The 17166-nt window shown below is 73.7% G+C and carries 14 protein-coding genes; 11 read left to right on the forward strand and 3 right to left on the reverse strand.

Going from position 1 to position 17166, the window contains the following annotated elements:
• Positions 1 to 164 precede the first annotated feature (164 nt).
• The 3 genes from ACFVXJ_RS27985 (at position 165) to nudC (ending at position 6794) form a co-directional block, all read left to right on the forward strand.
• The gene (locus ACFVXJ_RS27985) at positions 165 to 4361 is read left to right on the forward strand and encodes a UvrD-helicase domain-containing protein (protein WP_389665826.1); all 4197 of its coding nucleotides are present in this window, start codon (positions 165 to 167) and stop codon (positions 4359 to 4361) included.
• 9 nt (positions 4362 to 4370) lie between these two features.
• Positions 4371 to 5777: a dipeptidase gene (locus ACFVXJ_RS27990; RefSeq protein ID WP_389665828.1), complete on the forward strand. Its 1407-nt coding sequence runs from the start codon at positions 4371 to 4373 to the stop codon at positions 5775 to 5777.
• A 75-nt stretch (positions 5778 to 5852) separates the two neighbouring features.
• Positions 5853 to 6794, forward strand: a complete 942-nt coding sequence (gene nudC, locus ACFVXJ_RS27995) for an NAD(+) diphosphatase (protein WP_389665829.1) — start codon at positions 5853 to 5855, stop codon at positions 6792 to 6794.
• 112 nt (positions 6795 to 6906) lie between these two features.
• On the opposite strand, the gene ACFVXJ_RS28000 is transcribed toward nudC, so the two are convergent.
• Positions 6907 to 7167, reverse strand: coding sequence for a mycoredoxin (locus ACFVXJ_RS28000; protein WP_190183315.1), 261 nt, complete (start codon positions 7165 to 7167; stop codon positions 6907 to 6909).
• 138 nt (positions 7168 to 7305) lie between these two features.
• On the opposite strand from ACFVXJ_RS28000, the gene ACFVXJ_RS28005 reads away from it, so the two are divergent.
• The 5 genes from ACFVXJ_RS28005 to ACFVXJ_RS28025 all read left to right on the forward strand — a co-directional run bounded on the left by ACFVXJ_RS28005 (position 7306) and on the right by ACFVXJ_RS28025 (position 11192).
• Positions 7306 to 9471 (forward strand): ATP-dependent DNA helicase UvrD2, encoded by a 2166-nt coding sequence (locus ACFVXJ_RS28005; protein ID WP_389665831.1) that lies wholly within the window; start codon positions 7306 to 7308, stop codon positions 9469 to 9471.
• 177 nt (positions 9472 to 9648) lie between these two features.
• Complete coding sequence (locus ACFVXJ_RS28010) at positions 9649 to 9990, forward strand: hypothetical protein (protein WP_389665833.1); 342 nt, start codon at positions 9649 to 9651, stop codon at positions 9988 to 9990.
• A 184-nt stretch (positions 9991 to 10174) separates the two neighbouring features.
• The gene (locus ACFVXJ_RS28015; protein ID WP_053676354.1) at positions 10175 to 10546 is read left to right on the forward strand and encodes a WhiB family transcriptional regulator; all 372 of its coding nucleotides are present in this window, start codon (positions 10175 to 10177) and stop codon (positions 10544 to 10546) included.
• Positions 10543 to 10878: a hypothetical protein gene (locus ACFVXJ_RS28020; RefSeq protein WP_389665835.1), complete on the forward strand. Its 336-nt coding sequence runs from the start codon at positions 10543 to 10545 to the stop codon at positions 10876 to 10878. Before ACFVXJ_RS28015 ends, ACFVXJ_RS28020 begins: the two co-directional genes overlap by 4 nt.
• Positions 10879 to 10976: 98 nt before the next feature.
• Positions 10977 to 11192, forward strand: coding sequence for a hypothetical protein (locus ACFVXJ_RS28025; RefSeq protein WP_389665837.1), 216 nt, complete (start codon positions 10977 to 10979; stop codon positions 11190 to 11192).
• Between the two features lie 42 nt (positions 11193 to 11234).
• Here ACFVXJ_RS28025 and ACFVXJ_RS28030 read toward each other — a convergent pair whose 3' ends face one another.
• Positions 11235 to 12563: an ABC1 kinase family protein gene (locus tag ACFVXJ_RS28030; RefSeq protein ID WP_389665839.1), complete on the reverse strand. Its 1329-nt coding sequence runs from the start codon at positions 12561 to 12563 to the stop codon at positions 11235 to 11237.
• Between the two features lie 104 nt (positions 12564 to 12667).
• Entirely contained in the window at positions 12668 to 13810 is a 1143-nt protein-coding gene (locus tag ACFVXJ_RS28035; RefSeq protein WP_389665841.1) for a ThiF family adenylyltransferase, read from the reverse strand.
• 161 nt (positions 13811 to 13971) lie between these two features.
• Here ACFVXJ_RS28035 and ACFVXJ_RS28040 point away from each other — a divergent pair, with 161 nt between their 5' ends.
• From ACFVXJ_RS28040 to ACFVXJ_RS28050, 3 genes are all read left to right on the forward strand, one after another.
• Positions 13972 to 14610, forward strand: coding sequence for a M48 family metallopeptidase (locus ACFVXJ_RS28040; protein ID WP_389665843.1), 639 nt, complete (start codon positions 13972 to 13974; stop codon positions 14608 to 14610).
• A gap of 131 nt (positions 14611 to 14741) precedes the next feature.
• Complete coding sequence (locus ACFVXJ_RS28045; protein WP_389665845.1) at positions 14742 to 16454, forward strand: TerD family protein; 1713 nt, start codon at positions 14742 to 14744, stop codon at positions 16452 to 16454.
• A 29-nt stretch (positions 16455 to 16483) separates the two neighbouring features.
• On the forward strand, positions 16484 to 17164 hold the full coding sequence (locus ACFVXJ_RS28050) for an AIM24 family protein (protein ID WP_389665898.1): 681 nt from the start codon (positions 16484 to 16486) through the stop codon (positions 17162 to 17164).
• The last annotated feature ends 2 nt before the right edge of the window (positions 17165 to 17166 follow it).

A 17166-nucleotide genomic window follows, 5' to 3' on the forward strand; every position in this document is an offset into this window, starting at 1 on the left:
GGGGCCCGGGGCCCGAGCACCGAGCCCCGCCGCCCGAGGCCCCGAGGCCCGCCGCCCGAGGCCCCGTCCCCGGGCCGCCGCCCGGGCCGCCGCCCGGGACGCCGCCAGGGCCGGCGGCAGGGACGCCGGCGGGGAGTGTCAGTGCGGGCCGCTAGCCTTTTCGGGTGTCCGCGCGTCCGGCCGGCCCCCCGGCCCTCACCGATCCCGAGCAGCTCAAGGAGCTCCTCGGGATTCCCTTCACGCCGGAACAGCTGGCCTGCGCGACCGCCCCAGCCGCCCCCCAGGTCATCGTCGCCGGAGCGGGCTCCGGCAAGACCACCGTCATGGCCGCCCGCGTCGTCTGGCTGGTCGGTACGGGCGCGGTCGCGCCCGAACAGGTCCTCGGCCTGACCTTCACCAACAAGGCCGCCGGCGAGCTCGCCGAGCGCGTGCGCAAGGCCCTCGCCCGCGCCGGCATCAGCGATCCCGACCCGGCCCCCGGCTCCACCCCCGAGCCCGCGGAGGGCGGCGCCGCCGCCGGCGAGCCCCGTATCTCCACCTACCACGCCTTCGCCGGGCAGCTCCTGAAAGACCACGGCCTGCGCATCGGCCTGGAACCCAGCGCCCGGCTGCTCGCGGACGCCACCCGCTTCCAGCTCGCCGCCCGTGTGCTGCGCGAGGCCCCCGGCCCGTACCCCTCGTTGACGAAGTCCCTTCCCGACCTGGTCAGCGACCTGCTCGCGCTCGACGCCGAGCTGTCCGAGCACCTGGTCGCCCCCGAGGAACTGCGCGCGTACGACACCCGGCTGCTGGACGAACTCGCCGGCACCAAGCTCACCAACGACGACCTGCGCAAGGTCCCGGAGGCGGTGCGCGGCCGGCTCGAACTGCTGGAACTGACCGAGCGCTACCGCGCCGCCAAACGCTCCCGAGACCTGCTCGACTTCAGCGACCAGATAGCCCTCTCCGCGCGGCTCGCCACCACCCGGCCCGAGGTGGGGGCACTGTTGCGCGAGGAGTTCCGGGTCGTCCTGCTCGACGAGTACCAGGACACCTCCGTCGCGCAGCGGCTGCTGCTCTCCGGGCTGTTCGGCGCGGGCACGGGCCACGCGGTGACCGCCGTCGGCGACCCCTGCCAGGCGATCTACGGCTGGCGCGGTGCCTCCGTCGCCAACCTCGACGACTTCCCGGACCACTTCCCGAACGCCGACGGCACGCCCGCCGAACGCCACTCGCTCAGCGAGAACCGGCGCAGCGGCGGCCGGCTGCTGGACCTGGCCAACGGCCTCGCCGCGCCCCTGCGCGCCATGCACGAGGGCGTCGAGGCGCTGCGCGCCGCGCCGGGGGAGGAGCGGGCCGGCTCGGTCCGCTGCGCCCTGCTGCCCACGCACGCCGAGGAGCTGGAGTGGCTCGGCGACTCCGTCGCGCACCTGGTCCGGACGGGCACGGCGCCGGGGGAGATCGCCGTGCTGTGCCGCTCCGCCGGGGACTTCGCGCGGATCCAGGCGGTCCTGGTGGCCCGCGAGGTGCCGGTCGAGGTGGTCGGACTCTCCGGCCTGCTGCACCTGCCCGAGGTCGCCGACCTGGTCGCGGTGTGCGAGGTGCTCCAGGACCCGGGGGCCAACGCCTCGCTGGTGCGCCTGCTGACCGGCCCGCGCTGGCGGATCGGCGCCCGTGACCTGGCGTTGCTGGGCCGGCGGGCCCGGCAGTTGGTGAACGGCAGGCCGTCCGGAGCAGGCGCGGCCGACCCGGACGCGCGTCTCGCGGCGGCCGTCGAGGGCGTCGACCCGGTGGAGGTCATCTCGCTGGCCGACGCGCTGGAGACGTTCCTGGATTCCGCCGGGGCGGTCGCCGGGGAGGACCTGCCGTTCTCGGCGGAGGCCAGGGTCCGCTTCGCGCACCTCGCGCAGGAACTGCGTGACCTGCGGCGTTCGCTCGCCGACCCGCTGATGGACGTACTGCACCGGGTGCTGGCGGCGACCGGGCTGGATGTGGAGCTGTCCGCCTCCCCGCACGCACTGGCCGCCCGGCGCCGCGAGACGCTGTCGGGGTTCCTGGACGTCGCGGCCGGGTTCGCCTCGCTGGACGGGGAGGCGTCGCTGTTGGCGTTCCTCGCCTTCCTGCGCACGGCCGCCCAGTACGAGAAGGGCCTGGACCACGCCCTGCCGGGCGGGGAGAACACGGTCAAGGTGCTGACGGCCCACAAGTCCAAGGGGCTGGAGTGGGACGTGGTGGTCGTACCCGGCCTGTGCGCGGGGGCCTTCCCGAAGGAGAAGCCGCCGGAGGCGTGGACCTCGTACGCCAAGGTCCTGCCGTACGCCCTGCGCGGCGACGCGTCGACCCTGCCGGGGGACCCGGCCTGGACATCAGCGGGCCTGAAGTCCTTCAAGGCGGGGCTGAAGGAACACAAGGCGGTGGAGGAACTCCGGCTCGGCTACGTGACGTTCACCCGACCGCGCTCGCTCCTGCTGGCGTCCGGCCACTGGTGGGGGCCGACGCAGAAGAAGCCGCGGGGGCCGTCGGCGTTCCTGGAGGCCCTGTACGCGCACTGCGAGGCGGGGTACGGGGAGATCGAGGCGTGGGCGCCCCAGCCGGAGCCGGAGGCGGAGAACCCGGTTCTCGCCGACGCCGCGACCGCGGACCACGCCTGGCCGCTGCCGCTGGACCCGGCCTCGCTGGCCCGGCGGCGCCGGGCGGCGGCGCTGGTGGAGTCCCACCTCTCGGCGGCCTACCTCTGGCCCCCGCACTGCGAGGAACCCTCCTACGACGACCCCCCGTGGCCCGACCCGCAGGCCCCGGACCCGGGCCTCGCCCCCACGGTCCCCGGCCCCCGCGCCCCGCACGCCCCGCGCTCCGCGGACCCCGGGTCCGGTCCAGGTGTGCCCACCGACGACGACGCCCCGGACACCGACCCGTGGCCGGAGGCCGACGCGCAGGGGGTGTCGTCGTGGGCTCCGCACGCGGCCGCCGCCGCGCCGGATGACGACCTCTGGCCGGAGCCGGACCTCTGGCCGGAGGCCGAGGCGGCGGGAGCCCCGCACGCGGGCACCCCCGCGTCCGGTCCGGCTACCCCCGCCGACGCTGCTGCGCCGGACCCCGAGCCGCTGTCGCGGGGCCGGCAGCCCGCCGCGTCCGAGTCCCGCCCCACCGACGCCGCCGGGCCGGCCGACGACCTGTGGCCGGAGGCCGAGGCGGCGGGGTGGTCGGCTCCGGCCTCCCACGCGGGCGAGCCCGAGCCCGGCTCCGTCGTGCCCACCGACACGGCCGGGCCGGGTGACGACCTTCGGTCGCACGCCGGTGCGCCCCGGCGCGGCCTCGTCGTGCCGGCCGACGCCTCCCCGTCTCGAATCCACTCCGCCGTGCCCGCCGACGACCTGCCGCCGGAGGCCGAGGCGACGGCACCCTCGGCGGAAGCCCCGCACCCGGGCACCCCCGCGTCCGGCTCCGCAGTGCCTGCCGACCCCGCCGGGTCGTCGGCCCTGGCACCGCACGCCGGTGCGTCACGGACCGGGTACGCCGTGCCCGCCGCCGGCTCCGGGCCGCGGGCCCACCCCGCCGCGCCCGGTGACGACCTGTGGCCGGAGGCCGACCCCGCCGGGGCGTCGGCGTGGGGTCGGGGCGGGCGGGTGCCGATCGGGTACGACGGCGGGGAGCTGAGCCCGGAAGAGGCGCGGGCCGTCGCGTCGTGGGACCGGGACCTCGACGCGCTCGAAGGCGAGCTCCGCCGTGCCCGTACGGCCGTGCGGGACGTCGAGCTGCCCGCCTCCCTCTCCGCGAGCCAGCTCCTGCGCCTCGCCGCCGACGAGCAGGGCTTCGCCCGGGAGCTGGCCCGGCCCATGCCCAAGCCGCCCCAGCCCGCCGCCCGCCAGGGCACCCGCTTCCACGCCTGGGTCGAGTCCCGCTTCGACGAGCTCCCCCTGCCCCTCCTCGATGTCCTCGACCCCGCCACCGAGCTCCCCGGCGCCGCCTCCGACCAGGACATCGCCGACGAGGCCGACCTCGCCTCCCTCAAGGCCGCGTTCGAGCGCAGCCCGTACGCCGACCGCACCCCGCACCGGATGGAGGCCCCGGTCCAGCTCACCCTCGCCGGTCGCGTCGTCCGCGGCCGGATCGACGCCGTCTACAAGAACCCCGACGGCTCGTACGAGATCGTCGACTGGAAGACCGGCCGCACCACCGAGGCCGACCCCCTCCAGCTCGCCGTCTACCGCCTGGCCTGGGCCGAGGCCACCGAGACCCCGCTCGACCGGGTCTCCGCCGCCTTCCTCCACGTCCGCAGCGGCCGCGTGATCCGCCCCCGCGACCTGCCCGACCGGGCCCGTCTTGAGCGGATCCTCCAAGGCGCGACGGGCCCGGACAGCGACCCTCAGGCGGACGGTTAGGCTCGTGGCATGAGCGACACCCCGGCGGACAAGGTCGTCCGCACGTACATCGACACCCACCGCGCGGCCTTCCTCGACGACCTCGCCGCGTGGCTGCGCATCCCGTCCGTTTCGGCCCAGCCCGAACACGCGGGCGATGTACGGCGCAGCGCCGACTGGCTCGCCGCCAAGCTCAAGGAGACCGGCTTCCCGGTCGCCGAGGTCCTCGAAACACCCGGGGCCCCCGCCGTCTTCGCCGAGTGGCCGAGCGCCGACCCGGCCGCCCCCACCGTCCTCGTCTACGGCCACCACGACGTGCAGCCCGCCGCCCGCGAGGACGGCTGGCACACCGACCCCTTCGAGCCGGTCGTCGCCGACGGCCGGATGTACGCGCGCGGCGCGGCCGATGACAAAGGCCAGGTGTTCTTCCACACCCTCGGAGTCCGCGCGCACCTCGCCGCCACCGGCGCCGACGCCCCCGCCGTGCACCTCAAGCTCCTCATCGAGGGCGAGGAGGAGTCCGGCTCCCCGAACTTCCGCGCCCTCGTCGAACGCGAGGCCGACCGCCTCGCCGCCGATGTCGTGATCGTCTCCGACACCGGCATGTGGTCCGAGATCACCCCCACCGTCTGCACCGGCATGCGCGGCGTCGCGGACTGCGAGATCGACTTCCACGGGCCGGACCAGGACATCCACTCCGGAGCCTTCGGCGGAGCCGTGCCGAACCCGGCGACCGCCGCCGCCCGCCTCGTCGCCTCGCTGCACGACGACGACGGCCGGGTCACGATCCCCGGCTTCTACGACGGCATCGCGGAACTCACCGACGCCGAACGCCGGCTGATCGCCGAGCTGCCCTTCGACGAGGCCGAGTGGCTCCGTACCGCCAAGTCGCACGCGGCCGCCGGCGAGAAGGGCTACTCGACGCTGGAGCGGGTCTGGGCCCGCCCGACCGCCGAGGTCAACGGCATCGGCGGCGGCTACCAGGGCCCCGGCGGCAAGACCATCGTGCCCGCCTCCGCCCACGTGAAGCTGTCGTTCCGCCTGGTGTCCGGCCAGGACCCGTACGAGGTCGAGGCCGCCGTACGGGATTGGGTCACCGCCCGCGTGCCCGACGGCATCCGGCACTCCATCGTCTTCGGCGCCCCGACCCGGCCGTGCCTGACCCCGCTCGACCACCCGGCGCTGCAGTCCGTCGTACGGGCCATGGGCCGCGCCTTCGGGCAGCCGATCCGGTTCACGCGCGAGGGCGGCTCCGGCCCCGCCGCCGACCTCCAGGACGTCCTGGACGCCCCGGTGCTCTTCCTCGGCATCTCCGTCCCGTCGGACGGCTGGCACGCGCCGAACGAGAAGGTCGAGCTGGACCTGCTCCTCAAGGGCGTCGAGACGGCCGCCTACCTGTGGGGGGACCTCGCCGCCCACTGGAAGCCCGACGCCTGAGGACCGGGGCGCACCCGCCCGCACGAGGGCCCACGCCTGCCGCCCGCCTAGCCCGCCTGTCCACCACCGGGGGAGTTGGAAGTACCTGTGAGTACCCGTACCGAGCGCCCGCTCTCGCTCGCCGCGCCCAGCGGCATCGACCGCGCCGCGCACCACCGCCTCGACGAGGCATGGCTCGCCGCCGCCTGGAGCCACCCGACGACCCGCGTCTTCGTCGTCTCCGGCGGCCAGGTCCTGATCGACGACACCCCCGACGGCGGCACGGCCATCGTGATGACCCCCGCCTTCGAGGCCCCGGTCACCCAGACGCACCGCTACTTCCTGGGCACCGACGAGGACGGCGTACGGTACTTCGCGCTGCAGAAGGACGCCCTGCCGGGCCGCATGGACCAGTCGGCGCGCGCCGCCGGGCTGCGGGAGGCGGGCCTGTTGCTGTCGCCGCGCGACGCCGGGCTGATGGTCCACGCGGTGGCGCTGGAGAACTGGCAGCGGATGCACCGTTTCTGCTCCCGCTGCGGCGAGCGCACGGTCGTCGCGGCCGCCGGTCACATCCGGCGCTGCCCGGGCTGTGGCGCCGAGCACTACCCGCGTACCGACCCCGCCGTGATCATGCTGGTCACCGACGAGCAGGACCGCGCGCTGCTGGGCCGCCAGGTGCACTGGCCCGAGGGCCGCTTCTCGACGCTGGCCGGGTTCGTGGAGCCGGGCGAGTCCATCGAGCAGTCGGTGATCCGCGAGGTGTGGGAGGAGGCGGGCGTCAAGGTCGGCGAGGTCGAGTACGTCGCCAGCCAGCCGTGGCCGTTCCCGTACAGCCTGATGCTGGGGTTCACGGCGCGCGCCGTCAGTTCGGAGATCACGGTGGACGGCGAGGAGATCCAGGAGGCCCGCTGGTTCTCCCGGGAGGACCTGCGGGCGGCGATCGAGTCGGGCGAGGTGCTCCCGCCGGCGGGGATCTCCATCGCGGCCCGGCTGGTCGAGCTCTGGTACGGGAAGCCGCTGCCGCGGCCGGCGGCCTGACCGTCGGGTCGCCCCGCTGCCCGCGCCCGCGGCCCGCTGCCGCGCCGTAACGTTCGTCACATCGGAAGGCCCCCGCCACGGCGGGGGCCTTCCGGTGTCGACGCGCTGCCGGTCAGACGGCGAGGGCCTGCTTGACCTGGGCCAGGCTCGGGTTCGTCATGACGGACTCGTTGCCCGCCGCGGACTTCACCAGCACCGTCGGAACCGTCTGGTTGCCGCCGTTGGCCTGCTCCACGAAGGCCGCGGACGCCGGGTCGAGCTCGATGTTGATCTCGTCGTACGCGATGCCTTCCCGGTCCAGCTGGGTCTTCAGCCGGCGGCAGTAGCCGCACCAGGTCGTGCTGTACATCGTGACGGAACCCGTGTCCTGCATGCTGCGCTCTCCTTCGTGAGGCTCGGTGGTCCGAGTACTCGAACGTACGCCGGCGTCCGCCCATTCCCGGTACTACGGATACCGGCGGCCTGTGGACAACGTTCCCGCCCGGCACACCGGACCTGGCAGCATGGCGGGGTGACATCAGCAACGCACTCCTCATCCTTCCCGTCCGGCGCCGACTCGGCCGACGCGGTGCTCCAGGGCCTCGACCCGGAGCAGCGCGAGGTCGCGACGACCCTGCGCGGGCCGGTGTGCGTGCTCGCCGGCGCCGGCACGGGCAAGACCCGCGCCATCACCCATCGCATCGCCTACGGCGTCGCCTCGGGGCAGCTCATGCCCGCCAGCGTGCTGGCCGTCACCTTCACCAACCGCGCGGCGGGCGAGATGCGCGGCCGGCTGCGCGCCCTGGGCGCGGGCGGCGTCCAGGCCCGTACCTTCCACGCCGCCGCCCTGCGCCAGCTCCAGTACTTCTGGCCCCGGGCGATCGGCGGGGAGGTGCCCCGCCTGCTGGAGCGCAAGATCCAGTTCGTGGCCGAGGCCGGATCGCGCTGCCGCATCCGGCTCGACCGCAACGAGCTGCGCGACGTCACGAGTGAGATCGAGTGGGCCAAGGTCACCCAGACCGTTCCCGCCGACTACCCGGCCGCCGCCCTCAAGGCGGGCCGCGAGGCGCCCCGGGACATGGCGGAGATCGCCCAGATCTACGGCACGTACGAGCAACTCAAGCGCGACCGGAACATGATCGACTTCGAGGACGTGCTGCTCCTCACCGTCGGCATCCTCCAGGACCGCCACGACATCGCCGAGCAGATCCGCGCCCAGTACCAGCACTTCGTGGTGGACGAGTACCAGGACGTCAGCCCGCTCCAGCAGCGACTGCTCGACCTGTGGCTCGGCGAGCGCGACAGCCTCTGCGTCGTCGGCGACGCCAGTCAGACGATCTACTCCTTCACCGGCGCCACCCCCGACCACCTGCTGAACTTCCGCACCAAGTACCCCCAGGCCACCCTGGTCAAGCTGATCCGTGACTACCGCTCCACCCCCCAGGTGGTCCACCTCGCCAACGGCCTGCTCGCCCAGGCCAAGGGCCGGGCCTCCGAACACCGGCTGGAGCTGGTCTCCCAGCGCGAGCCCGGCCCCGACCCGGTCTACGCCGAGTACGCCGACGAGCCCGCCGAGGCCGAGGGCGTCGCCGCCAGGATCCGCGATCTCGTCGCCGCCGGGGTCCCCGCCGGCGAGATCGCCGTCCTCTACCGCATCAACGCCCAGTCGGAGGTCTACGAGCAGGCCCTCGCCGATGCCGGGGTGCCCTACCAGCTGCGCGGCGCCGAGCGCTTCTTCGAGCGCAACGAGGTGCAGAAGGCGATGCTCGCGCTGCGCGGAGCCGCCCGCTCCGGCGGCAACGACCCGCTGCTGGAGGACGTGGTGGAGCTGGGTTCCCAGGTCCGCGCCGTGCTCAGCTCCACCGGCTGGACCAGCGAGCCGCCCGCCGGCTCCGGCGCCGTACGCGACCAGTGGGAATCGGTGGCCGCGCTGGTCCGCCTCGCCGAGGACTTCGCGCGCGGCCGCCCCGGCGCCACCCTGGCCGACCTCACCGTGGAGCTGGACGAACGCAAGGCCGCCCAGCACGCGCCGACGGTGCAGGGCGTCACCCTCGCCTCCCTGCACGCGGCGAAGGGCCTGGAGTGGGACGCGGTGTTCCTCGTGGGGCTCACCGACGGCATGATGCCGATCACCTACGCCAAGACCGACGAGCAGGTCGAGGAGGAGCGCCGGCTGCTGTACGTCGGGGTCACCCGGGCGCGACTGCACCTGACACTCTCCTGGGCCCTGTCCCGGGCCCCCGGCGGCCGGGCCTCCCGGCGTCCCAGCCGGTTCCTGAACGGCCTGCGGCCCGGCTCGGCGGCCCCGGGCGCCAAGACCGGCGCCGCGGGCGAGCGGGCGGCCCGCAAGCGCGGCCGTCGCGGCCCGGTGCTCTGCCGGGTCTGCGGCAAGACCCTCACCGAGGCCGGCGAGCTCAAACTCATGCGGTGCGAGGACTGCCCGTCCGACATGGACGAGGGCCTCTACGAGCGGCTGCGCGAGTGGCGCGCGGCCCAGGCGAAGGAGCAGGGCCTGCCGGCCTACTGCGTCTTCACCGACAAGACGCTGATGGCGATCGCGGAGGCCGGTCCGTCCGAGGAGGGCGAGCTGTCGATGATCTCCGGTGTCGGCGGCCGCAAGCTCGAACGGTACGGAGCCGACGTGCTGGCCATCTGCGCAGGCCAGGAGCCCGGCGACGAGGATTCTGACGACGCGTAGAAACTCGTCGGAAAAATAGTTTGCACATGCCCAGCAGATCCCCATAGGTTCTTGGCATCGGAAACGGTGGCTTCTCCGAAGCCCCTGATCCGTGTTGTACTTGGCTGTACTTTTCCGAATACGCATGGGACAGGCCCCCGGGCCGGGTCCCCGAGACGCCGAGAGGAGGCGAGACCAGTGACCAGCTTCATGACCTTCACCAAAATGACCGATCGCCCGGTCGCCGCTTCCCGCACGCTCGGCTCCTCCTCGCTCCTCCCGGTCCTGGGTACCGGTGTGTCCCGGATTTCCGCGGACATCCCTGCCCTGACGGCCGCGCCCTGCGCGCTGCTCGTCAGCGACCGGAATGAGCGACCGACCCAGGCACCGGTGGCAGTACTGGCGGCAGAAGCGCGGGCGCATGGCGCCTATGCCTCCGCCGCCGCGGCCGGTGCCGGATCCCAGACGAAGCAGACGAAGCAGCAGCACCACCTGATGTGGGCCTTCCGTGGGCTCGAACCCTGGAGTGATCCAGTCTGATCTCAAGATCAGGCCGGCGCCTTCAGGGCCGCGGAACCCCACCCGGGATCCGCGGCCCTTCTGTTTGTCCCCGAACGGGGGCTACAGAGCGAAGGGGCCTCGGGACTGGCAAGAACAGGTACCAGCCGACCCCGGCCGAACCCGGCCGGAACGACTAGTCAACAAAGACGAGGAAGAAACCACCGTGCAACTCGAAGCGCACGCCCCGTCCGTACCGCAGACCCAAACGATCTCCCCGCCCGCAGTCCCGGAGGACTCCACCTTGACTCCCCTCACCGCGCTCACCGCGCTCGACGACGCCATCGAGAACCTCGGCGTGCCCGTCCCCTGTCGCACCTTCGACCCCGAGGTCTTCTTCGCCGAGTCCCCGGCCGACGTCGAGTACGCCAAGTCCCTCTGCGGCACCTGCCCGTTGGTCGAGGCGTGCCTCGCCGGCGCGAAGGAGCGTCGCGAGCCCTGGGGCGTCTGGGGCGGCGAGCTCTTCGTCCAGGGTGTGGTCGTCGCCCGGAAGCGGCCCCGTGGCCGCCCGCGCAAGAACCCGGTTGTCGCGGCATGACCGCCATCGGAACCATCGACCGCCCCCTGACGCACGACCCCCTGAAGCAGGCCCCCATGTCCCCCTTCACCGGCACCACGAGCGAGCAGCCGCACGGCTCCGCCACCGCAGACTTCATCACCGCAGGCGCGATCACCTCGCGTCAGAACAGGACCCGCGAAATGCAACTTATCCCAGAAGCCCTGGCTCGTGCCCATATGGACGACCGCATGCGTGAGGCCGACGCCGAGCGTCACGCCCTGCGCCTGGTCTCCGCCCGGCGCATGCAGCGGCGAGCCGAGCGCGTGTCGATGCGCGCCCGGCGCGCGCTGGCCATGGCCGTCATGCACTGACCGCCGTACACGCACCCCGGGGGGACCGGTCCACACGGACCGGTCCCCCCGGGGCGTTGCGGACGCGCACCGCGGCCCTGCGGGGATATCGTCGGCAGGTGGACCAGCCGACTCCCCGCCCCACCCCGTCGGGGCCCAAGGCCCAGCCCCGTCGCGGGACCGTCTGCGCGCGCTGCGGTACCGAAGCCCCCGACGGCGCCCCGCCCACCTGGACCTGCTCGGTGGAGAACGGGACCCGCCAGTTCTTCTGCGTCGCCTGCGCGCGCGCCAACCTCAGGGCGATCGAGGGCCGCCTCGATTCCTCCTGGTGGTGACCCCGCCGCCCTGCCGCGAGAGCGCCGGAGTGCCGGATCGAGTCAGCCCTCGGGGAGGAACCCGGGGAGCCAGGCTTCGAGTTCGTCGCGCAGGCGCACCGTCGCGCCGAGCTGGCACAGGACGCCGATGGTGCTCAGCGTCACCCGGTGGATCAGCAGGTAGGAGGGCGGCAGGTTGATCTGCCGCCCCAACTGGTGGGCGGGGGAGCGGGGATCGGCGATCCGGGCCGCCTGGCCGCGAAGCCACGGGCGGGTGAAGGTGAACTCCTCCGCCTCGGCAGGCTCGATGATCGGCTTGAGGTAGTCCAACACCGCGTCCGGGTCGAGCTCGATCGACTTCTTCACGAAGCCCTCCGCGCACAGGTGCCCGTACACCCCCTCGGCGTCACCGTCCAGCGTCATCCGCAGCGACCGGCCGATGGGCTCGGGCCAGCCGCCCGGCAGCCGGTCGACCGTGCCGAAGTCCAGCACCCCGAGCCGGGCCGTCCCGTCCCCGCCCCGGATCAGCCGGAAGTTGCCGGGGTGCGGGTCCGCGTGCAGCAGGCCGGTGCGCGCGGGACCGGAGAAGAGGAACCGGGCCAGCAACTGCCCCGCCCGGTCGCGCTCCTCCTGAGTGCCGTCGGCTATGACCTCCGACAGCGGCGTCCCCTCCATCCACTCGCTCACCAGGACCTGGTCACCCTGGTGCACGACGGCCGGCACCACCACGTCCCCGTCGCCCTCGAACGCCTCGGCGTGCGCCCGCTGCGCCTCGGCCTCCAGCTCGTAGTCCAGCTCCTCGGCCACCCGGTCACGCAACTCGGTGATCAGCGGCTTGATGTCCATGCCCGGGATCAGCGGCCCCAGCAGCCCGGCGAACCGGCCCAGTTGCTTCAGGTCGGAGAGCAGCGCCTCCCCGGCCCCCGGGTACTGCACCTTGACCGCCACCTGCCGGCCGTCGTGCCAGACCGCGCGGTGCACCTGCCCGATCGAGGCCGCCGCGGCCGGCTTGTCCTCGAACTCCTCGAACAGTTCACGCCAGTTCTCGCCCAGCCGCTCGGCCAGCACCTGGTGCACCGTCGACGTGGGCAGCGGCGGCGCCGCCTCCTGAAGCTTGGTCAGCGCCGCCCGGTAGGGCCCCGCGACCTCCTCGGGCAGAGCCGACTCGAAGACCGACAGCGCCTGCCCGAACTTCATGGCGCCGCCCTTCAACTCTCCGAGCGTGCGGAACAACTGCTCGGCTGTGCGCTGTTGCAGCTCGCGGCCGACGATCTCCGCGGACTTGCCGCCGATCAGCTTGCCCAAGCCCCAGGTGGCCCGGCCGGCCATGCCCAGGGGCAGCGCGGCCAGCTTGACGGTGCGGGTGACCGCCTTCCGGGGAAGATCAGACATGAGCCCCTCCAATTCCCAGACAGCTGTGCCGCCAGCGGCGGTTCGGGGGGTGTCCCCTCTGGCCTTCGGTCGAACGCATCCTGTCATGGCCCTCTGTACGAGGGTCAGCCCGATCCTGCCTCCCGTCCCTCGAGTACCGCCGGCCCGCTCCCGGCGCCGCCGCGGCCCACCGCGTCGGCCCCGCACGGGCAGTCCGGATGGGGGCGCACCTCGGTGCGCTCCCAGTGCAGGCCCGGCAGGGCGGCCTCCCAGCGGGCGGCCGTCGACGCCGGAAGCCGACCGTCGAGAAACGACAGGGCGTGCGCGGCGGCGAGGCCCGCCACCGCCGCGGCAAGGCCCAGATCGCAGGCGGCGACGGCTCTTCGACGGTGCGCCGACCGCCACTGGACCAGCATCCGGGGCCACGCCGCGTCCCGTTCGATCCGATCCCGCTCCATGCACCCCGCGCAGGCCGCGACCCCCGGCAACACCAGCGGTCCCACCATCCCCGTGCCCTCCAGCACCCCGGCGTACAGGTGCGGGATGCCGGCCGCCACCCACTCGGCGGCCGCGTCCGGGTCGGGCGCCCACGCCTGGAGCCCGTCCCGGGGCGCGACCACCACCAGGGCCAGCCCCGGTTCCGGCCCACCGTTCTCCCCGGCGCGCGGGCGCCGAGCCGGCGCCGCCTCCCGGACCACCGCCGCCGCGGCGTCGGCCCGCAGCCGTCCCACGCTGCCCGGACCCACCCCGCCCGGCGCGACATCACCCGGCTGCACCCGCCCCCCGTCGAGCACCTCGACCCGGCCCACCCCCGCTCCCGCCAGGACGGCCGCGACGACCCCGCCCACCCGGCCGCCGCCGCGCACCTGCACCCGTATCGCCCGCCGGGCCGCCACCGCCCGTAACGCCCCGCCGGGCTCGGGGTGCACCAGCGAGAGCGACGCCAGATCCGGCCCCAGCCGCTCCAACGCCTCCGGCCGCTCGCGCACGGCCTGCGCCCGGGGGCCGCCCGCGGTGGCGTCGTCCAGCAGCCCGGCCCCCGCCAGCCGCCGGACCAGTTCGTCGGCCTGCCCCCTGGGCAGTCCGATCCTCCCGGCCTCCTCGCGCAGCGACTCGATGCCCCGCGTCCCGTCGATCCGGTCGATCAACGACGCGGTCGCCGTGTCCACGGGACCCAGCGCCACCGCGTGCGCGGGAGTCACCCCGCACTGCACCGTGTGCAGATCCCGCCAGGCCCGCGCCAACGCCGGCTTCACCCTCGGATACATGACAGCCCCCCGATTTCGCTTCCGTAACGAACTGCTACCGAGAGTAGCGAGGGTCGGGTAAGCGGTCGGCCGGCCTGTGGATAACTTCGCCGACCACGACGCGTCGTCAGGATCTGCCGGCTCCTGAATAAGGGTGTTTTCGGATCTCCGGCGAATCGATCATGTTCGAACGCCGGACGGGCGGGGCGTTCGCACCGGCGACCGGGTACCGTCGAGGCGTGTCCGCCGATCCCTCGCAGCGCGCCGTCGAAGTACGCCGGAGCGCGCGCCGCCGCAGGACCGTATCCGCCTACCGCGAAGGAGAGCGGACGGTCGTCCTGATCCCCGCCCGGATGTCCCAGGCGGAGGAGGAGCGCTGGGTGGGCGTGATGCTCGACAAGCTCGCCGCCCAGGAGAGCAAGCGGACCCTCGGGGACACGGAACTCACCGAACGCGCCGAGCGTTTGTCCGAGCAGTACTTCGACTCCCGCGCCCGTCCCCGCTCGGTGCGCTGGGTCACCAACCAGAACACCCGCTGGGGCTCCTGCACCCCGGCCGAGGGCAGCATCCGGCTCTCGCACCGCCTCCAGGGCATGCCCGAGTACGTCGTCGACTACGTGCTGCTGCACGAGTTGGCGCACCTCCTGGTACCCGGACACGGGCCCCGTTTCTGGCAGTTGCTGGAGGCGTACCCGAAGACCGAACGCGCCCGCGGCTTTCTGGAGGGCGTCGTCGCGGCGGAACGCCTCCCCGCCGCACCGGCCGCGCCCGAGACACCCGCCGAACCGGCCTCCGGGGTGCCGGCCGCACGCGAGGAATGACCGGGCCGCGGGGGATGTGTACCGGCTCGGTACCGACTTGGCCGGATGTCCGCCACAGCCGTTAGCCTGAGCGGCACGCATTCGGAGTCGGGTGCGGGCATTCACAGTCGGGATGGGGGACGGGCGTACGTATGGCCAGGGAATTCCAACGCGGCCACAAGGCCAAGATCAGTGATCTGACGGCGGGCACCGATCTGTACGTGGGCGTCCAGATCGCCGGTGCCGGGCTCTCCATCGACATCAGCTGCTTCGGCCTCGACGCCGACGAGCGGCTTTCGGACGACCGCTACTTCGTCTTCTACAACCAGCCGAAGTCGCCCGAGGAGTCCGTTCAACAGCTCGGCGCCCAGGCCGGCGACACCGAGTCCTTCCGGGTGACCCTGGACCGCGTGCCCGCGCACATCCACAAGCTGTCCTTCGCCGCCTCCATCGACGGCCCGGGGCAGATGTCGCAGATCGGCCCCGGCTACATCCGGGTCGTGGCGGGCGGCGAGGAAGTCGTCCGGTACTCGTTCACGGGCGCGGAGTTCAGCTCCGAGCGCGCGCTGATGATCGGCGACCTCTACCTCAAGGACGTATGGCGCTTCGCCGCCGTCGGCCAGGGCTTCGACGGCGGGCTCGCCGCCCTGCTCAAGAACTTCGGCGGCGAGGTCGCCGAAGAGGAGGAGCCGGATCCGCGGAGCCACCAGGCACAGGCACAGCCGCAGCACCAGGCCCCGGCAGCCGCGCCCGGCTTCGCCCCGCCTCCGCAGGCCCCCGCCCCCGCCCCCGGGTTCGGCATGCCCGCGCACCAGGCCCCGCCGCCGCACCAGGCCCCGCCCGCGCCCCCCGCCCCGCACCCGTCCTTCGGCGCCCCGGTCCCCGCCCCGGCCCCGCACCAGCCGGTGCACTCGGCCCCCACGATGGTCGGCCCCCTCGTGCCCGCGCCCCCGACGGCCCCCTACGGTCAGCCGCCGCACGCGCCGCAGCCGCCCGGGCCGCCCTCGTACGGCCAGGTCCCGGCCCAGCACCCCTCGTACGGCGGCCAGGTGCCCCCGCCCGGCCCGGTCCCCGCCCCGCTCGGCCACCCGGCCCCGTACCACCAGCCCGCCCCCTACGGTCAGCAGCCCGGATACCCGCAGCAGGCCCCGTACGGTCAGCAGCCCGGCCACCCCCAGCCGGCCGCCGCCGGCGCGGGCGCCCCGGGACTCACCGCCGCCCTCAGCCGGTACAAGGAGGCCCCCACCGGCGCCCGTTGGACCCCGCAGAACCACCAGCTGATGCGGGTCGACCTCGCCATGGGCGGAGGTCAGCCGGTCCTCGCCCGCCAGGGCAGCATGGTCCTCTACCAGGGCAAGGTCGACTTCAGCTACAAGGGAGCCGGCTTCGCCGGCCGTATCGTCGGCAACGCCACCGGCCAGGAGATGCAGCTCATGCGCTGCACCGGCCGCGGCCAGGTCTTCCTCGCCGAGAACGGGGCCCACCTGCACGCCATCGAGCTCCAAGGCGACGGCATCTGCGTCTCGGCCGAGAGCGTCCTCGCCTTCGACGAGTCCCTCCAGCACGAGGTGCGCCGGATCGAGGGCCACGGCATCCCGGGCGGCGCCCTGTTCACCATGCTCTTCCAGGGCTCCGGCACCGTGATCGTCAAGACGCACGGCACCCCCGTCGTCCTGCCCGTCACCCCGACCACCTTCGCGGACAGCAACGCCATCGTGGCCTGGTCCGCCGCCTCCCAGGTGATCATTTCCAGCCAGGTCCGGCTGCGCCGCAACGCCTACCCCGGCCACAGCGGGGAGACCGTGAACCTCCAGTTCCGCGGCGCCCCCGGCAACTTCATCGTCGTCCAGCCGTACGAGGTCTGAGGGAGCCCCACATGAATGCCATGAACGCAATGAACCAGCAGCTCGCGGGCTACGCCCCGACCCCCGTCACGGCCCGCATGGAGAACCACGGTTCGGCCATGCTCAAGGTCGCCATGCAGAGCGGTCACGACCTGTTCGCCCGCACCGGCTCGATGGTCGCCTACGAGGGCTTCGTCCAGTACGAGCCGAACCCGCCGGCCGTGCGCCAGATGGCCTCGCAGTGGCTCACCGGCGAAGGCGCCCCACTGATGAAGTGCACCGGCGACGGCCTGCTCTACCTCGCCGACTACGGCGCGCACGTCGTCTGCGTCAACCTCGACAACGACGCCCTCTCCGTCAACGGCACCAACCTGTTGGCCTTCGACGCCCAGCTCCAGTGGGGCGTCGAGCGGGTCAAGGGCATGGCCAAGTTCGCCGGCCAGGGCCTGTTCAACGTGCAGGTCTCCGGCACCGGCTGGGTGGCCATCACCTCTCGGGGCACCCCGATCGTGGTCGACTGCGGGCGCGGCGAGGACGAGACGTACGTCGACCCGGACGCGCTGGTCGCCTGGTCCCCCAACCTCAAGGTCAAGGGCAAGCGCAGCTTCAAGGCCTCGTCGATGATCGGCCGGGGCAGCGGGGAGGCCTACCAGATGGCCTTCTCCGGGCAGGGCATCGTCGTCGTACAGCCGAGCGAGGACAGCACCGACCGGCTCCGGACCCGGGGCTGAGG

It is taken from the genome of Streptomyces sp. NPDC058279 (genome assembly GCF_042881255.1).
In the GTDB taxonomy this organism is placed as follows: Bacteria; Actinomycetota; Actinomycetes; order Streptomycetales; family Streptomycetaceae; genus Streptomyces.